Source organism: Streptomyces guryensis (assembly GCF_021261325.1).
In the GTDB taxonomy this organism is placed as follows: domain Bacteria; phylum Actinomycetota; class Actinomycetes; order Streptomycetales; family Streptomycetaceae; genus Streptomyces; species Streptomyces guryensis.
Map to the genome: position 1 here is coordinate 70253 of NZ_JAJSBI010000010.1, position 16401 is coordinate 86653.

Consider the following 16401-nt stretch of genomic DNA (forward strand, 5'->3'; position numbering starts at 1 on the left):
GGCGACATCACCGTCGTCCACGTCATGCGGCACGGTGAGGTCGCCAACCCGGACGGGGTCCTGTACGGGCGGCTGCCCGGCTACCGGCTGTCCGAGCTGGGGCGGCAGATGGCCGACCGGGTCGCCGAGCACCTCGCCCCCCGCGACATCACCTACGTCTGCGCCTCCCCGCTGGAGCGGGCCCAGGAGACGGCCACCCCGATCGCCAAGGCACACGGGCTCGGCCTCGCCAGCGACGAGCGGCTCATCGAGGCCGACAACGTCTTCCAGGGCAAGACCTTCGGGGTCGGGGACGGCGCGCTGAGGAAGCCGGGCAACTGGAAGCACCTCGTCAACCCGTTCAAGCCGTCGTGGGGCGAGCCGTACGTCGACATCGTCGTACGGATGATGCAGGCGCTGGACTCCGCCAAGGACCAGGCGCGGGGGCACGAGGCCGTCCTCGTCAGTCACCAGCTGCCGATCTGGATCGTGCGGTCCTACGTCGAGAAGCGGCGGCTGTGGCACGACCCGCGCAAGCGGCAGTGCACGCTTGCCTCGCTGACGTCCTTCACGTATCAGGGCGACAAGCTGGTGGCCGTCGGCTACAGCGAGCCGGCCCGCGATCTCGTCCCCGTCCATCTCCTCGCGGGCGCCAAGCCGGCGAAGGGGAAGACCAAGGCCTTCGGCGCCTGAGGCTCCCTTTGGGGAAGTCATGGGGCGCCATTGGGGGATGGGGAATCCCCTTTGGGATTCCATGACACGTTCGTGACAATTGTTGCCAGATCAGCGTGATCGTGAGGAACCACCCCCTTCGTCATGTCCTCTGAATGGGTGACCACCACAGCACATGACGATCGGGGTTGGAATGAGTGCTCTCACTCGAAGGGGAATGCTCGGGCTCGGCGCGGGCGCCGCGGCCGCCGTCGGACTCTCCGGATGCGGCACCCTCACGCCGTCAGACGGGTCGACCCATGGTTCAGGTTCCAAGGGCGGTGCATCCGGCAAACCGTCGCACCCCGCGCGCCCCATCGGCGACGGCTCGACCTCCTTCACCGGCAAGCAGCCCCACCAGCCCGCGAAGCCCGAGCCGTTGGAGCCGGGGCAGACCCCGCCGCAGTTCGTGATCTTCTCCTGGGACGGGGCGGGCGAGGTCGGCAACGGGCTCTTCCCGCGCTTCCTCGACCTCGCCAAGCAGCACCAGGCGTCCATGACCTTCTTCCTCTCCGGGCTGTATCTGCTGCCCGAGTCGAAGAAGCGCCTCTACAACCCGCCGAACAACCCGCGCGGGGCCTCCGACATCGGCTACCTCACCGACGAGCACGTCAAGGCCACCCTCACCAACGTCAACCGCGCCTGGCTCGAAGGGCACGAGATAGGCACCCACTTCAACGGCCACTTCTGCTCCGGCTACGGCACCGTCGGCAACTGGACGCCCGCGCAGTGGAGGAGCGAGATAGCGCAGGCCAAGGCCTTTGTGAAGGAGTGGCGGACCAACACCGGCTGGACCGACATGCCGTCCCTGCCCTTCGACTACGACAAGGAGCTCGTCGGCGGCCGCACGCCCTGTCTGCTCGGCCAGAACAACCTGCTGCCCACCGCCAAGAAGCTCGGCTGGCGCTACGACGCCTCCTCGCCCGGCGGCCGCCAGGTCTGGCCCGAGAAGAAGCACGGGCTCTGGGACCTGCCGCTGCAGCAGATCCCGTTCCCCGGGCGCAGCTTCGAGGTCCTGTCGATGGACTACAACATGCTCGCCAACCAGTCGGTCAACTCGACCAAGGCACCGGCCTACAACTACCCGGGGTGGCGCACCCAGGCCTCGAAGGCCTACATAGCAGGCTTCCAGCGGGCATACGAGACAAACCGCGCACCCTTCTTCATAGGCAACCACTTCGAGCACTGGAACGGCGGCATCTACATGGACGCCGTCGAGGAGGCGTTCAAGCACATCGCGCAGGAGAAGGAGAAGGGCGCGGACGTACGCCTCGTCTCGTTCCGGCAGTTCGTCGACTGGATGGACGTGCAGAAGCCGGAGGTGCTCGCCAAGCTGCGGACGCTGGAAGTCGGCCGGGCGCCGGTGGGCGGCTGGAAGACGTTCCTCAAGGAGACGCCGACCTCCTCTTCCTCGCCCACCGGACAGGCTGCCTGAAATGCGGGTTTCTCCCCGCAAGGGGGGTGCGCACGACCCCGGGAACGGGCATGCGAAACTTTTCACATGAGTGCCGCCAGCCGCGCCCCCGTGCGCCCGAACCGCGCACGTCGCCGAGCCGTCCTGACCACCGCCGGTGCCGCGGTCGCCACGCTGCTGATGTCCGCCTGCTCGTCCGGAGGGACCTCCGGCGGGGGCGGTGACACCAACTTCGTCTTGGGCAAGGACGGCATCTCCACCGCGAAGAAGGGGGAGCGGGCCGAGGCGCCCGACCTGTCCGGCAAGACGGTCAACGGGGGACAGCTCGACGTCGCCGCCTACAAGGGCAAGGTCGTCGTCCTGAACGTATGGGGCTCCTGGTGTGCCCCCTGCCGTGCCGAGGCACCCAACTTCGAGAAGGTCTACCAGGACCTCAAGGCCAAGGGCGTCCAGTTCGTCGGCATCAACACCCGCGACACCAGCACCCAGAACGCGGTCGCCTTCGAGAAGCAGCAGGGCATCACCTACCAGAGCCTGTACGACCCCACGGGCAAGCTGATGCTCCGCTTCAAGAGGGGCACGCTCAACCCGCAGGCGGTCCCCTCCACGCTCGTCCTCGACCGGGAGGGCAGGATCGCCGCCCGCTCGCTGGCCGCGCTCAGCGAGGACAAGCTGCGCAAGATGATCGCCCCGGTCCTCGCGGAGAAGTGACGTGACCTCAGTCACCACGCTCGCTGCGGCGGACGTCAACGACACGGTGCTCAACGGCGCCCTGCTGCTCGCCCTGCCCATCGCGATCCTCGGCGGACTCGTCTCCTTCTTCTCCCCGTGCGTCCTGCCGCTCGTCCCCGGCTATCTGTCGTACGTCACCGGGGTCGCCGGCACCGACCTGGCCGAGGCCCGGCGCGGGCGGATGGTCGCCGGGGCCTCCCTCTTCGTGCTCGGCTTCACCGCCGTCTTCGTCTCCGGCGGGGCCCTGTTCGGTTCCTTCGGGTACACCCTCCAGGAGCACAAGGGCGTCCTCACGAAGGTGCTGGGCGTGCTCATGATCCTCATGGGCGTCTTCTTCATGGGCCTGATGCCCTGGATGACCCAGCGGGAGTTCCGGTTCCACAAGAGGCCCGTGGCAGGGCTCGTCGGCGCCCCGCTGCTCGGCGCTCTGTTCGGCATCGGCTGGACCCCCTGCATCGGCCCCACCCTCGGCTCCGTGCTGACCCTGTCCGCCCAGCAGTCCAGCGCGGGCCGGGGCGCCATACTGACGGTCGCCTACTGCCTCGGTCTCGGCGTACCGTTCGTGCTCGCCGCGGTCGCCTTCCGCAAGGCGCTCGGCGTCTTCGGCTGGGTCAAGCGCCACTATGTCTGGGTGATGCGGATCGGCGGCACGATGATGATCGTGACCGGTCTGCTGCTGCTCACCGGCGTCTGGGACCAACTCGTGCAGGACATGCAGTCCTGGTCCGCCGGCTTCACTGTGGGGATCTGATCGATGAGCAAGACCACCGCCACCGGTACGCCCCCCGAGCGGGCCGACGACCCGGACCTCGGCGCCGCCGGCTCCCAGCTCTCCACCGCGCCCCGGGAGGAACTGGCGAACCTGCCCGCCCTGGGCGTCATCGGCTGGGCCCGCTGGTTCTGGCGGCAGCTCACCTCCATGCGGGTCGCGCTGCTGCTGCTCCTGCTCCTCTCGCTCGGCGCGATCCCCGGCTCGCTGATCCCGCAGTCCGGCATCGACGAGACGAAGGTCGCCGACTTCCGCAAGGCGCACAGCTTCCTGGCGCCGGTCTACGACAAGCTCGGCCTCTTCCACGTCTACAGCTCGGTGTGGTTCTCCGCGATCTACATCCTGCTGTTCGTCTCCCTCATCGGCTGCATCATCCCGCGCACCTGGCAGTTCATCGGCCAACTTCGCGGCCGCCCCCCGGGCGCCCCCAAGCGCCTGACCCGGCTGCCCGCCTACACCACCTGGCGCACCGAGACCGAGCCCGAGCAGGTCCGCGAGGCCGCCCTCGCCCTCCTCAAGAAGCGCCGCTTCCGCGCGCACCTCGCCGGTGACGCCGTCGCCGCCGAGAAGGGCTATCTGCGCGAGATCGGCAACCTCGCCTTCCACATCGCGCTGATCGTGCTGCTGACCGCCTTCGCCTGGGGGCAGCTCTTCAAGTCCGAGGGCAACAAGCTCGTCGTCGAGGGCGACGGCTTCTCCAACACCCTCAGCCAGTACGACGACTTCAAGTCCGGCAACCTCTTCAGCAGCGACGACCTGGTGCCGTTCAGCTTCAACCTGGACAAGTTCACCGGCACCTACGAGACGAGCGGCCCCAACCGGGGCACCCCGCGCACCTACCAGGCCGCCCTCACCTACAGCCAGGGCGCCTACGGCAAGGACAAGAAGGACCTCGTCAAGGTCAACGAGCCGCTGGAGATCGGCAACGCCAAGGTCTACCTCACCGCCCACGGCTACGCTCCCCTCATCACGGTCCGCGACGGCAGGGGCAGGGTCGTCTACCGTGACGCCGTACCGCTCCTCCCGCTCGACTCCAACGTCACCTCCACCGGGGTGGTCAAGGTCCTCGACGGGTACAAGAACGCCAAGGGCGTCAGCGAACAGCTGGGCATCTCGGCCTTCTTCCTGCCGACGTACACCAAGGGCAGCGAGACGGCCTCCACGTTCCCCGCGCTGCAGAACCCGGTTCTGAACCTGACGCCGTACCACGGCGACCTCGGCGTCGACTCCGGTATCCCGCAGAGCGTGTACCAGCTCGACAAGTCGCATGTGAAGGAGTTCAAGGACTCCAAGGGCGCCCAGCTCAGGGACAACCTGAAGCCGGGCCAGACCATGCAGCTCCCGAACGGTGCCGGCACGGTCACCTACGAGTCCACCAAGGAGTGGGCGAACTTCCAGGTCGTCCAGCAGCCCGGCACCGACTGGGCACTCGGCGGCGCACTCGTCGCCATCTTCGGCCTCGCCGGCTCCCTGTTCATCCAGCGCCGCAGGGTGTGGGTCCGGGCCGTCAAGGGGGCCGACGGCGTGACGGTCGTGGAGATGGCCGGCCTCGGCCGCAGCGAGTCCGCCAAGGTGCCCGAGGAACTCGGCGACCTCGCCGGGATCCTGTACGACGGGGCGCCGGGCGCGCCCGAGCCCGATGACGACACAGACGACCACTCCGACGCCGAACCCGACGCCGGCTCCTCAGACCAAGACGACACCACCACCCCCGACACCGAAGTCGTACCTGCCGAAGGGGCTGAGAAGTGACTCTCGCCGCCGGAACCGAGTTGGCCACGGCCACCAACGAACACCTCGCGAACATCAGCAACACGCTGATCTACTCCGCGATGGCCGTCTACACCCTGGCCTTCTTCACCTACATCGCGGAATGGATTTTCGGCAGCCGCAGCAAGATCGCCCGCACTGCCAACGCGCTCACCGCCGGCAAGGCGGCGGCGAAGGCACCCGTGGTCACCGTGAACAAGGCCGGCGGCACCGCCGTACTGGAGCGGCCCAAGGTCGTCGTACGGGCCTCGGCCGGTGCGCGGGACGTGCCCGACGGGCCCGGCGCGCACGGCGGGGACGAGCAGGGCGACCTCTACGGGCGTATCGCCATCTCGCTCACCGTGCTCGCCTTCCTCATCCACCTCGGTGGTGTGGTCGCCCGCGCGGCCTCGGTGGAGCGGGCGCCGTGGGGCAACATGTACGAGTTCAACATCACCTTCTCCACCGTCGCCGTCGGCGTGTACCTCACGCTGCTCGCGCTGAAGAAGAACATCCGCTGGCTCGGGCTGTTCCTGATCACCACGGTCCTCCTCGACCTCGGCATCGCCGTCACTGTCTTGTACACCGCCAGTGACCAGTTGGTTCCCGCCCTGCACTCGTACTGGCTCTACATCCACGTGTCCACCGCCATCCTGTGCGGCGCGGTCTTCTACGTGGGCGCCGTCGGCACGCTCCTGTACCTCTTCAAGGACTCGTACGAGACCAAGCTGGAGAACGGCGGCACCCCCGGCCGCTTCGCGACGTCCTTCCTGGAGCGCCTGCCCGCCTCGTCCTCCCTGGACAAGTTCTCGTACCGCATCAACGCGGCCGTCTTCCCACTGTGGACGTTCACGATCATCGCGGGCGCGATCTGGGCCGAGTCGGCCTGGGGCCGCTACTGGGGCTGGGACCCGAAGGAGACCTGGGCGTTCATCACCTGGGTCGCCTACGCCTGCTACCTGCACGCCCGCGCCACCGCCGGCTGGAAGGGCCGCAAGGCCGCCTATCTGGCGCTGATCGCCTTCGGCTGCTGGCTCTTCAACTACTACGGAGTCAACATCTTCGTCTCCGGCAAGCACTCGTACGCGGGCGTCTGAGGTACCGAGGGCCGACACTGGTGTCATGAGCGGTTCCATCGCACAGGGCACCAGTCAGACCCACGGGAACACGCACATGCTCCACTTCCTGGTGCGGGTTCCCCGGCGCATGGAGGACGTCTGGCCCGCGGTGGCCACCCCGGAGGGGCTCGCGGAGTGGTTCACCGCCGCAGACGTCCTCGAACCCCGGCTCGGCGGCGCGGTCACCCTGCGTGACCTGGGCAGCGGTCGGGTCACCGCGTGGGACGTGGACCGGGTCGCCGAGTACACGCTGGACGACGGCGGCCGGGTCCGCTTCCACCTGGAGCGGGACGGCGACGAAGGCACGGCCCTCCGCTTCACCCATGAGTACCGGGGCGACGCGGCGTCGGCGCCCGGCTGGCGGGCCCGCTTCGAGAAACTGGTCAGCCGACGGTGATCGAGTCCAGCTTCTCCCGCAGATAGACGTGCGAGTCGACGGGCCCGTACGCCACCCGCCCCACCGGGGCCGGCACCGACTCCACGATCGTTCCCGGCGTGCACTCGCCGAAGTACACGAGCGACATCAGCTCCTCGGCGGGCGCGTCCGCGGGCGGCGGCAGCACCCGGTGCCGCCCCGACCGCCATCTGTCACCGGTCCAACGGGCCATCAGATCCCCGACGTTGATGGTGAGGGCCGCCGGATCGAAGGGCGCGTCCTGCCAGCCGCCCTCGTCCGTCCAGACCTGCAGCCCGCCCTTCCCCGCCTGCCGGTCCAGGATCGTGACCGTACCGAAGTCGGTGTGCGGGCCGATCCGGAACTGGCCCGGCTGCGGCTCCCCGACGACCTCGGTGCCCGGGTACCAGTTGATGTTGAAGCCGTACGTCGGATGGTCCATGTGCCGGGAGAAGAAGTCCGGTTCCAGGCCGAGCGCCTCGCCGAGCAGGGAGAGGAGCTGCTTCTCCAGCTCACCCATCCGTTCCAGGTACTGCTCGCACAGCGCCCGGAGTTCCGGCACTTCCCGTGGCCACACGTTGGGCGCGTACCACTCCGCGTTGACGACGGGGTCCTCGAAGGGCTCGTGCGTCGCGAACGTCAGCGACTCCTTCAGGTCCGGCGGGGTCTGCGTACCCTCCGAGTAGCCGTTGGCCTCGGCGCCCGGGCCGAGCCAGCCGCGGCCCCCCACCTTCGCCGCGTACGGCTGCTTGGTGCCGGCGGGAAGCCGGAAGAACGCACGAGCCGCCTCCCGGATCGCGGACCGCAGCACCGGATCCACCCCGTGCCCGGTGACCAGCAGGAATCCGGCGGTCTGCAGGGCCTCGTCTACGGTGCGGGCGATGGCGGCGCGGGCGTCCTCGCCGCCATCGAGCCAGGGCCGCAGATCGATGGTCGGAATACGCGGGTCACTCACCGATGTCCTCGTTCCACAGTGCCGGATGGTTCTTGATGAAGTCGCGCATCATCCCGGTGCACTCGGCGTCGTCCAGCAGCACGATCCGCACGCCGTGCTCGGCCAGCCAGTCGTGCCCGCCGTGGAAGGTGGCCGCCTCGCCGACCACCACCCGCGAGATGCCGAACTGGCGGACCAGACCGGAGCAGTACCAGCACGGCGAGAGGGTCGTGACCATGGTCGTACCGCGATACGAGCGCTGCCGTCCCGCATCGCGGAACGCGGCCGTCTCCGCGTGCATCGAGGGGTCGTCGTCCTGGACGCGCCGGTTGTGGCCGCGGCCGAGCAGGCTGCCGTCGGCGCCGTAGAGCGCGGCGCCGATCGGGATGCCGCCCTCCGCGAGGCCGGCGCGGGCCTCCGCGACGGCGGTGGCGAGCCAGCTCTGTGCGGTTGCCTGACCCGAAGGGTCCGAAGGGTCCGAAGGGTCCGAAGGGTTCACAGGGTGCATGTCCTCACTCTGCTGTGGCCGCAACACGCGGGCAACGTGTGCGTACGCGCCCAGTGGTCGGCTGCGGCGCCGTCGTGGCCGGCCGCGCAGTTCCCCGCGCCCCTTTCGGGGCTGCTCCTAGCGCAGGGTGACTTTGCTCGGGCCGTTGTAGGGCGCCGAGCACAGCACCGTCCTCGGGGTGCGCAGGGTGTCCTCCTCGGCGAACAGCTTGCGGGCCTCGTCGAAGGGGACCTCGTCGTCGGCGACCGAAGCGGCGCGGTCGTAGAGCTCGCGGGCGGTTTCGGAGAGGGGTGTGCCCGGCTGCCCCTCGTCCAGGCCCCACTCGTCCCACAGCAGCGTCTCGACCTTGTTCAGCATGGCGAGGTCGAGGCGGATGTTGCCGGCCACGAACCGTTCGCCCCAGAACGGTCCCTGCTCCGGCGGATGCAGCCCGAAGGTCCTCGGGTCCGCAGCGCCCGCGCGGATGGTCCGCCACGCCTTGCCGGCCACCAGGAAGCGGTCGCGCGGGACGTCCATCGGGTCGAAGCCGGCGTTCCAGTGGGCGGTGAGGCGGGGATCGGCGAGCTGGGCGTCCGCGAACAGCCAGCCCCGTTTCTCGTCCCAGTACTCGGTGACCACGTGGTCGCAGTGGAAGCCGTCGGAGCCGAAGTAGTCGGCGAAGCCGGAGCGGATACGGGCCGGGACGCCCGCCTGTCGCAGGAACGAGCAGAGCAGCAGCGAGAAGTCCCGGCAGGTCCCCACGAAACGGTCGCCGACCTCGCGCCGCACGTGCAGCGGGGCGTCGTTCCGTGCCACCAGGAGCCGCAGGATGTCGTCGACGTAGCGGGTCTCGGCGTCGTTGTGCAGGCGGTCGGCCGGGTGGGTGTGGCCGAACAGGTCGCCTTCCAGTCGGTGGACGAGCAAGTCGCGGGAGATACGGGCGAGTCGGCCGGGGGCGCGCGGTAAGTCGGCGTAGTGCTCGGCGAGTTCGTCGGGGTCGGAGAACGTGCTGTGGGTGGCGTAGAAGGCAAGTGACACGGCAGGCCTCCCGGATGTCCGGAGTCGTGTGGTCATGGAGTCGTCGACCATGAGTTCGAATGTGGGCCGGTGTGCCTCACCGTGTCAAAATTCGCCGGGAAATGTCTAGTCCGCGAGCTGCCACACCGTCACCGCGAGGTCGATGTGGTCGGCGTCCGGGGTGCCGGTCACTTCGGCGTAGCCGACCCGCATGTTCTCCGTGCGGAAGCAGGCCCGGTCGCCCTTCCCGACGTCCAACGACTGCTGTCCGAGCCGGGTGTTGAGCAGGGTGGCGCACTCCGCGCGAGCCGGCGGCCGGGAATCGGTCCAGCGGGCGAGGGCGTAGGCGCCGTAGAGCTGGTCGGCCCCCTGGATGGCGAGGTCGCCCACCGGGGCCCGGCCGGGCGGTACGTCGTCGAAGAACCAGCCCCGCACTCCTGTCGAAGAACCGGCCCCGCACTCCTGCCGTGCCGTCCAGGCGCAGGGCGCCCTGCCGGCGCACCCGGCTCTCCGCGGCGACGGTGGGGCTCGGGGTGGGGGAGGGGGTGTACGGGGGTGTGGACGGCGCAGTGGTCGTCGGTGCGGGCGGGTCCGGGTGTGGGGTGCTCGTCGTCGGGTCGGAGGCCGGGGTGTCCGAGGCGGGCGTGGTGCTGGGTGGTGTGGAGGGCCTCTCGTCCCCGATGGACCGTCAACTGTACGGCTGTGCAAGCGGATGGAGCCGGTGGTCACCGTTGCCGGATCTTCACGAACAGGCGGATTCCCGATGGAAACCGTACGAGGTCGACCCCGTCCCCTACGGTGAGGTGGTGGACGAAGAAGAGGACCATCGCCTGGCCGCCCTAGCCCCGGAGGTGTCCCGTCTCTCCATCGCCCTCCTGCGCAGGGCGGCCGGCGCCTACCCGGCCGAACGCGTGGCCCAGGAGGCCCTGGACTGTGCCGACGACGTCATGGACCGGTACGGCCCGGACGGCCTCCGCGTCCTCGTCATGAGCCTCACGTGCTGGGCGACGGTACAGGTGGAGATCAACGCGAAGACCTCCGGCCGGACCCTGGAGTCCCTGCTCGACGACATGCAGCTGACGTGGCTGGAGGCGAACCCGGAGGTGTGACCCGGCCGGGTTCGCCACGTCTGCGCAGGGTGTCGGCGGCCTCGCGCGTGGTCGGCGCCGACTGCGGTGCCAACTCGCCCGGCAGGCAGCGGAGGCAGCCGAGTCAGCCGAGTCAGCCGCGCGAGCGCCGGGGCAGCCGCGTCCTGTTCGCCGTCGCCCCCGTCGCCCCCGTCGTCGGCACGACAGCCGCCATCCGCCTCATGCCGTACGTGTCCTCCTCGGACGACGGAGCCCACGCCGCCCCGTCCGTCTCGGCGTCCGTGGCGGCGCGGGTCACCCCGTCGGAGAGCACCTCGGCCTCCGTGAGGCCGGCACCCGTCCGCGTCTCCCTCCAGCCGCTCGTGCGGTGACAAGGAGACAGCCGGGGGTGGTGGCGGAGGAAGAAGCGGGGCCGTGGGCTCGGGCAGCTCCGACACCGCCGGTGGCCCGGGAGGCTCGAAGGGCGGCGGCAGCGGCGGACGAGCGGCTCCGGCAGTACGGCGAGTCCTCCGGCCGGCCGGTCACCTCGGCCTGCGTGTCCGGCACGACGTCCCAGCGCTGGACGAGGATGTGGCGCCGAGGCCCTCAGCCGCCCGCGACCCGCAGCAAGAGCTTCCCGGTGCTGGTCCGCGTCCCCATCAGCCGGTGCGCCTCCGCCGCCTCCTCCAGTCCGAACTCGGCGGTGACCGGCAGGGAGACCGTGCCGTCCACCGCCTTCTCGAAGGCCCGCTCGGTGAGGGCGCGCAGCTCGTCGGGGGCCGTCTTCGCCAGCGTCAGGATGGAGAAGCCGCCGACGGACACTCCGGTGGGGTAGAGCTCCGGCTGCCCCACGTTCCACGCCGGCGCCGAACTCGCGTTGCCGAAGGAGACCAGGCGCCCGAAGACCGCGAGCGAGGCCAGGCTGTTCCGGAACGTCTCGCCGCCGACCGGGTCGAGCGCGAGGTCGACCCCACGGCCGCCGGTGGCGGCCCGCACCGCCTCCGTGAACTCGCCGACGAACACCTCGTCGTAGCCGTACTCGCGTGCGTACGCCGCCTTGGCCGCGCCCGACACCACGCCGTACACGGCCCCCGCGCCCGCCGCCTTCGCCAACTGCCCCACCGCCGTACCGACGCCGCCCGCAGCGCCCTGCACGAGCACCGTCTCGTCCGGCTGCAGCCGGCCCAGCGCGTGGACGAGCACGTACGCCGTCGGCAGCACGGTCGGCAGGGTCGCCGCCGTACGCAGACCGATGCCGGCCGGGACCGGGAAGACCGTCGCGGCGTTCGCCAGCACCACGTCCGCGTAGGCGCCGCCCTCCGTCAGCGCCGTCACCTCCTGGCCGACGGACAGACCCGTGACTCCCTCGCCGAGCGCGCGGATGTGCCCCGACGCCTCGAGCCCGGGAACGAAGGGCAGCTGCGGCACCCGGTAGCCCTCGCCGCGCGCCTTGAGATCGGCGAAGTTCACGCCTGTGTACGCCACGTCGAGGCTCACCTGCCCCGGGCCGGGCTCGGGGATCTCCGCCTCCACGACCTTCAGGACCTCGGGCCCGCCGTACTCCTGGAACTCGACCGCACGCATGCCGCACCACCCTGACTGTTCAGTCCACGACTGTTCAATGAAAAGCGAACAGTCGGAGTGTATGCTTTTCATCGAACACTCGGCAAGGTGTGAACACTCGGCACGGCTACGGCGTATGGCGTGAAGGAGCCCCGCATGGCGCAGCGCACCAGCCATCGGGCCGCCCCCGAGCACACCCACCCCGACGACGTCTCCGTGCAGACGGCACTCGCCGCGCTCGCCGATCCCGTACGCATCAGCCTCGTCCGGGAGCTGGCGGGCTCGCAGGAGTGGTCGCGCAGTTGCGGCAGCTTCGACGTGCCGGTCGGCAAGGCGGCGCTCAGCCATCACTTCGTGGTGCTGCGGGGCGCGGGCCTGGTCGAGCAGCGCGACGAGGGGCCCCGGCGGGTCAACCGCCTGCGGCGGGCGGAGTTCGAGGCCCGCTTCCCGGGTCTGCTGGACCTCGTCCTGCGGGACGAACCGACGGTCTGAACCTGTTCGCCCCCTCCGGCGTCACAGTGCTGACGGCAACGGACGGGATCGGAGGGGGACATGCGCAGCAACCGCACCTGGACCGCATCGGCCGGCGCGACCGTCGCGCTGGTGGTGGCCGCGGGCCTGTACGCCCAGGCGCTGCAGACCGCCCACAGCGACGGAGACCTCCGGGCGGATCCCGGCCGGATCAAGTCGGCCACCGCGGACCGGAGTTGTGCCGGCACCCGCCCTGTCGACAGCCTCCCCGGCCGCGACGACGGCACTCCGCTGACGCGCCTGGTCGTACACGTCGACGACCTGGCCCGGAAGAAGTACCCCGACGTCTACACGGGCGTTTCGGTCGACGAGAACCATCAGTCCGCCGACGTCTGGCGCATGCCCTCCGCCGCCTTCGACGACGAGATCTGCGGGGCGGCCGTGCGGGGCGTGACCGTACGGCTGCACGACACCGACGTCAGCGGAAGGACCGTCCACGCCCTCTCCGAGCGGATCGGCGACGACATGCACCGCTGGGACGGCACCTTCGAGATGCGCGAGGTCGCCGCGGACGAACGGGGCTTCGTCACCATCGGGGTCGACGATCCCGGCAAGGCGGAACCGATCCTCAGGAAGGCCTACGGCGAGCACGACAGCCGGTACATCAGGGTCGAGCACGCGGACCGGGCGGAACCGGTGGACGGGGGCTGAGCGAGTTCGCCGACCGACGCCTGCGCGGCTCGCCCCCGGCCCGCCTCGGCGTCAGTCGGCCCGGGGCTCCTCGCCGCGCTCACGCCGCCGCAGCTCCTCCTCACGGCGGCGCAGATCGGCCTCCCAGTCCTTGAGCAGGGCCTCGTCCTTCTTGTTCTCTTCCTTCAGCGACTTCAGGAACTCGGGATTGTCGTCCGGCGCGACGAACTGCGCGCGGTGGTTGCGGTGCCACTCGGCGGGCGTGGAGCCGGCGGCCGGGACGGGCCCGCGGTACCTGCCCGCGACCAGCCAGGCGATCGGCCCGACCAGCACCTCCCCGAACAGCAGGATGACGATGACCCAGACCACCTTGGGCAGCCCGCGCACCTGCTCCTCAGGAGTGTTCAGACAGTCGATGAACGCATAGATCCACAGCGCCAGGACCAGCAGGAACGGCAGATACCTGATCATGGTGGTGCGATCCCCCAGAAGACGGTGACGGGACGCTCGAGGCCCCGGTGACGGGGTCAGGGTAGCGGGTGGCCAAAATCTCCACGATCGGGCTGTCGGCAGCCGTCGAAGAACGTTTCCGCTCCGGTACGGACAGGCTCAGGAGCCGGGGTGCCGGCCTGCTCGGCCTGGCCGCGTTCCTGTGGGGCTACGCCGCCGGCAGCTGTTCACGCCGTACGAGCTGCGCTACGGGAGGTGCGGCAGCACGGACTGCACGGCGCCGTGACCGCCCTCGTGCCGGCCACCCCGCTTGCCGCCGTCGCAGGTGTGCTGCTCGCCACGGGTGTGGTGAGCGATCGGCCGCGGGGCCACGAGCCGGAACCGGCACGGGCCAGGGGCTGACCCCCGGCCGGGCGGGGCGGGCGTCGGGGCCGCGGAGGGCTCGGCGATACTGGGACGCATGGCTTACGACGATCTTCGCTCCCTGCTCAGGGCACTGGAACGCGAGGGCGACCTCAAGCGCATCAAGGCCGAGGTGGACCCGTATCTGGAGGTCGGGGAGATCGTCGACCGGGTGCAGAAGTCAGGGGGCCCGGCGCTGCTCTTCGAGAACGTGAAGGGCTCCGCCATGCCCCTGGCGATGAACGTCTTCGGCACCGACCGGCGCCTGCTCAAGGCCCTCGGCCTGAAGTCGTACGGCGAGATCAGCGAGAAGATCGGCGGCCTGCTCCGCCCCGAACTCCCGCACGGCTTCGTCGGCGTCCGCGAGGCCTTCGGCAAGCTCGGCGCGATGACCCACGTACCGCCGAAGAAGGTGAAGGAGGCCCCCGTCCAGGAGGTCGTCCTCACCGGCGACGACGTGGACCTGGACCAGCTGCCGGCGCTCTTCACCTGGCCGCAGGACGGCGGGTCCTTCTTCAACCTGGGCCTCACCCACACCAAGGACCCGGAGAGCGGCATCCGGAACCTGGGCCTGTACCGGCTGCAACGCCACGACAAGCGCACCATCGGCATGCACTGGCAGATCCACAAGGACAGCCGCAACCACTACCAGGTCGCGGCCCGGCGCGGCGAGCGGCTGCCGGTCGCGATCGCCTTCGGCTGCCCGCCCGCCGTGACGTACGCGTCCACCGCCCCGCTCCCCGGCGACATCGACGAGTACCTCTTCGCCGGGTTCATCGCCGGAAAGCGGATCGAGATGGTCGACTGCAAGACGGTCCCGCTGCAGGTGCCGGCGCAGGCCGAGGTCGTCATCGAGGGCTGGCTGGAGCCCGGTGAGATGCTCCCCGAGGGGCCCTTCGGCGACCACACCGGTTTCTACACCCCGCAGGAACCCTTCCCGGCCCTCACCATCGACTGCGTGACGATGCGGAAGCGGCCGCTGCTTCAGTCGATCGTCGTAGGCCGCCCTCCGACGGAGGACGGACCGCTGGGTCGTGCGACGGAGCGCTTCTTCCTGCCCCTCCTGAAGATCATCGTGCCGGACATCGTGGACTACCACCTGCCCGAGGCGGGCGGCTTCCACAACTGCGCGATCGTCTCGATCGACAAGAAGTACCCCAAGCACGCCCAGAAGGTGATGCACGCGATCTGGGGGGCACACATGATGTCCCTGACGAAGCTGATCGTGGTCGTGGACTCCGACTGCGACGTCCACGATCTGCACGAGGTCGCGTGGCGCGCGCTCGGCAACACGGACTACGCCCGTGACCTCAGCATCGTCGAAGGCCCCGTCGACCACCTCGACCACGCCTCCTACCAGCAGTTCTGGGGAGGCAAGGCCGGCATCGACGCGACGAAGAAGTGGCCCGAGGAGGGCTACACGCGTGACGGCGGCTGGCCCGACATGGTGCTGTCCGACCCCGATACGGCGGCGAAGGTCGACCGCCGCTGGAAGGAGTACGGCCTGTGAGCAGCGCCTCCGCCGCGATCCCGCAGCCAGGACGCACCAAGGCGTTCCTCCGCCTGGTGATGATCGAGCACTCGGTCTTCGCCCTGCCCTTCGCCTACATCGCCGCGCTCACCGCGATGTTCCAGTGGGACCGGAACATCCACTGGGGGCGGCTGCTCCTGGTCACCATCTGCATGGTGGGCCTGCGGACCTTCGCGATGGCGGTGAACCGGATCATCGACCGGGAGATCGACGCCAGGAATCCGCGGACGGCGCAGCGGGAGCTGGTCACCGGCGCGATGTCGGTGAAGCACGCCTGGACCGGCGCGCTGATCGCGGTCGTCGTCTTCCTCGGGTCGGCGGCCCTGCTCAACCCGCTCTGCTTCGCCCTGGCCCCCATCGCGGTGATCCCGATGGTGGTGTACCCGTACGGGAAACGCTTCACGAACTTCCCCCAGGCCATCCTCGGGCTCGCCCAGGCGATGGGCCCGGTCGGCGGCTGGCTGGCGATCAGCGGTGAGTGGTCCTGGGACGCCACGATCCTGGGCCTGGCCGTCGGCATCTGGATCGGCGGCTTCGATCTGATCTACGCCTGCCAGGACGTCGAGACGGATCGCGAGACCGGTGTCATGTCGGTCCCGGCGCGCTTCGGCATCCCGGCGGCGATCTGGGGCGCACGGGTCTGCCACACGGTGGTGACGGCACTGCTCGTCTGGTACGCCGTGGTGACGGACGCGGGCGGCTTCTTCTGGGTGGGCCTGATGATCGTCGCGGGTGCTTTCGTGTACGAGCACAACATCGTGCGCCCGCACGACCTGTCCCGCCTGAACAGGGCGTTCTTCAGCGTCAACGGGTTCATCGGGATTGCCCTGTTCGTGTGTGCGCTGCTGGATCTCTTGGTTCGCGGTCTGACCGTGTAAGTACGGTGCGGCCTACCATCGAGGGCAGGACCTCAGGAGGCCACC

Annotated in this window: 20 protein-coding genes; 14 read left to right on the forward strand and 6 right to left on the reverse strand. The window is 69.8% G+C overall.

The window, feature by feature from the left end; genetic code table 11:
* Positions 1 to 24 precede the first annotated feature (24 nt).
* From LJ657_RS20920 to LJ657_RS20950, 7 genes are all read left to right on the forward strand, one after another.
* A complete protein-coding gene (locus LJ657_RS20920; RefSeq protein WP_232650480.1) occupies positions 25 to 672 on the forward strand; it encodes a histidine phosphatase family protein in 648 nt (215 codons plus the stop codon).
* A 172-nt stretch (positions 673 to 844) separates the two neighbouring features.
* Positions 845 to 2125 (forward strand): polysaccharide deacetylase family protein, encoded by a 1281-nt coding sequence (locus tag LJ657_RS20925; RefSeq protein WP_232650284.1) that lies wholly within the window; start codon positions 845 to 847, stop codon positions 2123 to 2125.
* A 66-nt stretch (positions 2126 to 2191) separates the two neighbouring features.
* On the forward strand, positions 2192 to 2815 hold the full coding sequence (locus LJ657_RS20930; protein WP_232650285.1) for a TlpA family protein disulfide reductase: 624 nt from the start codon (positions 2192 to 2194) through the stop codon (positions 2813 to 2815).
* A gap of 1 nt (position 2816) precedes the next feature.
* The gene (locus LJ657_RS20935) at positions 2817 to 3587 is read left to right on the forward strand and encodes a cytochrome c biogenesis CcdA family protein (protein ID WP_232650287.1); all 771 of its coding nucleotides are present in this window, start codon (positions 2817 to 2819) and stop codon (positions 3585 to 3587) included.
* Positions 3588 to 3590: 3 nt separating this feature from the next.
* Entirely contained in the window at positions 3591 to 5357 is a 1767-nt protein-coding gene (gene resB / locus LJ657_RS20940; RefSeq protein ID WP_232650288.1) for a cytochrome c biogenesis protein ResB, read from the forward strand.
* Positions 5354 to 6451, forward strand: a complete 1098-nt coding sequence (gene ccsB / locus LJ657_RS20945; RefSeq protein ID WP_232650289.1) for a c-type cytochrome biogenesis protein CcsB — start codon at positions 5354 to 5356, stop codon at positions 6449 to 6451. Before resB ends, ccsB begins: the two co-directional genes overlap by 4 nt.
* Positions 6452 to 6476: 25 nt before the next feature.
* Positions 6477 to 6869, forward strand: a complete 393-nt coding sequence (locus LJ657_RS20950; protein WP_232650291.1) for an SRPBCC domain-containing protein — start codon at positions 6477 to 6479, stop codon at positions 6867 to 6869.
* Here the strand turns inward: LJ657_RS20950 and LJ657_RS20955 are convergent.
* The 4 genes from LJ657_RS20955 to LJ657_RS20970 form a co-directional block, all read right to left on the reverse strand.
* On the reverse strand, positions 6856 to 7821 hold the full coding sequence (locus LJ657_RS20955; RefSeq protein WP_232650292.1) for an isopenicillin N synthase family dioxygenase: 966 nt from the start codon (positions 7819 to 7821) through the stop codon (positions 6856 to 6858). The genes LJ657_RS20950 and LJ657_RS20955 overlap by 14 nt on opposite strands.
* Positions 7814 to 8308: a nucleoside deaminase gene (locus LJ657_RS20960; protein ID WP_232650294.1), complete on the reverse strand. Its 495-nt coding sequence runs from the start codon at positions 8306 to 8308 to the stop codon at positions 7814 to 7816. Before LJ657_RS20960 ends, LJ657_RS20955 begins: the two co-directional genes overlap by 8 nt.
* 117 nt (positions 8309 to 8425) lie before the next feature.
* Entirely contained in the window at positions 8426 to 9325 is a 900-nt protein-coding gene (locus tag LJ657_RS20965; protein WP_372487942.1) for a transglutaminase-like domain-containing protein, read from the reverse strand.
* Between the two features lie 105 nt (positions 9326 to 9430).
* Complete coding sequence (locus tag LJ657_RS20970) at positions 9431 to 9739, reverse strand: hypothetical protein (RefSeq protein ID WP_232650297.1); 309 nt, start codon at positions 9737 to 9739, stop codon at positions 9431 to 9433.
* A 371-nt stretch (positions 9740 to 10110) separates the two neighbouring features.
* On the opposite strand from LJ657_RS20970, the gene LJ657_RS20975 reads away from it, so the two are divergent.
* Both LJ657_RS20975 and LJ657_RS20980 read left to right on the forward strand, forming a co-directional pair.
* A complete protein-coding gene (locus tag LJ657_RS20975; RefSeq protein ID WP_232650299.1) occupies positions 10111 to 10413 on the forward strand; it encodes a hypothetical protein in 303 nt (100 codons plus the stop codon).
* The gene (locus LJ657_RS20980; protein WP_232650301.1) at positions 10410 to 10763 is read left to right on the forward strand and encodes a hypothetical protein; all 354 of its coding nucleotides are present in this window, start codon (positions 10410 to 10412) and stop codon (positions 10761 to 10763) included. Before LJ657_RS20975 ends, LJ657_RS20980 begins: the two co-directional genes overlap by 4 nt.
* Positions 10764 to 10977: 214 nt before the next feature.
* On the opposite strand, the gene LJ657_RS20985 is transcribed toward LJ657_RS20980, so the two are convergent.
* Entirely contained in the window at positions 10978 to 11955 is a 978-nt protein-coding gene (locus LJ657_RS20985) for a quinone oxidoreductase family protein (protein ID WP_232650302.1), read from the reverse strand.
* Between the two features lie 135 nt (positions 11956 to 12090).
* Between LJ657_RS20985 and LJ657_RS20990 the strand changes: the two genes are divergently transcribed.
* Entirely contained in the window at positions 12091 to 12426 is a 336-nt protein-coding gene (locus LJ657_RS20990) for an ArsR/SmtB family transcription factor (protein ID WP_232650303.1), read from the forward strand.
* A gap of 60 nt (positions 12427 to 12486) precedes the next feature.
* Positions 12487 to 13116, forward strand: coding sequence for a hypothetical protein (locus LJ657_RS20995; RefSeq protein WP_232650304.1), 630 nt, complete (start codon positions 12487 to 12489; stop codon positions 13114 to 13116).
* Positions 13117 to 13167: 51 nt separating this feature from the next.
* Here LJ657_RS20995 and LJ657_RS21000 read toward each other — a convergent pair whose 3' ends face one another.
* Positions 13168 to 13566: a PLD nuclease N-terminal domain-containing protein gene (locus LJ657_RS21000; RefSeq protein WP_232650305.1), complete on the reverse strand. Its 399-nt coding sequence runs from the start codon at positions 13564 to 13566 to the stop codon at positions 13168 to 13170.
* A 234-nt stretch (positions 13567 to 13800) separates the two neighbouring features.
* Here LJ657_RS21000 and LJ657_RS21005 point away from each other — a divergent pair, with 234 nt between their 5' ends.
* The 3 genes from LJ657_RS21005 to mqnP are packed head-to-tail and all read left to right on the forward strand — an operon-like array spanning position 13801 to position 16356.
* Positions 13801 to 13947: a hypothetical protein gene (locus tag LJ657_RS21005; RefSeq protein WP_232650306.1), complete on the forward strand. Its 147-nt coding sequence runs from the start codon at positions 13801 to 13803 to the stop codon at positions 13945 to 13947.
* Between the two features lie 58 nt (positions 13948 to 14005).
* Complete coding sequence (locus LJ657_RS21010) at positions 14006 to 15457, forward strand: menaquinone biosynthesis decarboxylase (RefSeq protein ID WP_232650307.1); 1452 nt, start codon at positions 14006 to 14008, stop codon at positions 15455 to 15457.
* Positions 15454 to 16356 (forward strand): menaquinone biosynthesis prenyltransferase MqnP, encoded by a 903-nt coding sequence (mqnP, locus tag LJ657_RS21015; RefSeq protein WP_232650308.1) that lies wholly within the window; start codon positions 15454 to 15456, stop codon positions 16354 to 16356. The genes LJ657_RS21010 and mqnP overlap by 4 nt, the downstream gene beginning before the upstream one ends.
* The last annotated feature ends 45 nt before the right edge of the window (positions 16357 to 16401 follow it).

Coding starts and splice junctions, on each gene's coding strand:
- LJ657_RS20920 (WP_232650480.1), top strand. CDS start 25: ATGCGGCACGGTGAGGTCGCCAACCCGGACGGGGTCCTGTACGGGCGG.
- LJ657_RS20925 (WP_232650284.1), top strand. CDS start 845: ATGAGTGCTCTCACTCGAAGGGGAATGCTCGGGCTCGGCGCGGGCGCC.
- LJ657_RS20930 (WP_232650285.1), top strand. CDS start 2,192: ATGAGTGCCGCCAGCCGCGCCCCCGTGCGCCCGAACCGCGCACGTCGC.
- resB (WP_232650288.1), top strand. CDS start 3,591: ATGAGCAAGACCACCGCCACCGGTACGCCCCCCGAGCGGGCCGACGAC.
- LJ657_RS20950 (WP_232650291.1), top strand. CDS start 6,477: ATGAGCGGTTCCATCGCACAGGGCACCAGTCAGACCCACGGGAACACG.
- LJ657_RS20960 (WP_232650294.1), bottom strand. CDS start 8,308: ATGCACCCTGTGAACCCTTCGGACCCTTCGGACCCTTCGGACCCTTCG.
- LJ657_RS20985 (WP_232650302.1), bottom strand. CDS start 11,955: ATGCGTGCGGTCGAGTTCCAGGAGTACGGCGGGCCCGAGGTCCTGAAG.
- LJ657_RS20990 (WP_232650303.1), top strand. CDS start 12,091: ATGGCGCAGCGCACCAGCCATCGGGCCGCCCCCGAGCACACCCACCCC.
- LJ657_RS20995 (WP_232650304.1), top strand. CDS start 12,487: ATGCGCAGCAACCGCACCTGGACCGCATCGGCCGGCGCGACCGTCGCG.
- LJ657_RS21000 (WP_232650305.1), bottom strand. CDS start 13,566: ATGATCAGGTATCTGCCGTTCCTGCTGGTCCTGGCGCTGTGGATCTAT.
- LJ657_RS21010 (WP_232650307.1), top strand. CDS start 14,006: ATGGCTTACGACGATCTTCGCTCCCTGCTCAGGGCACTGGAACGCGAG.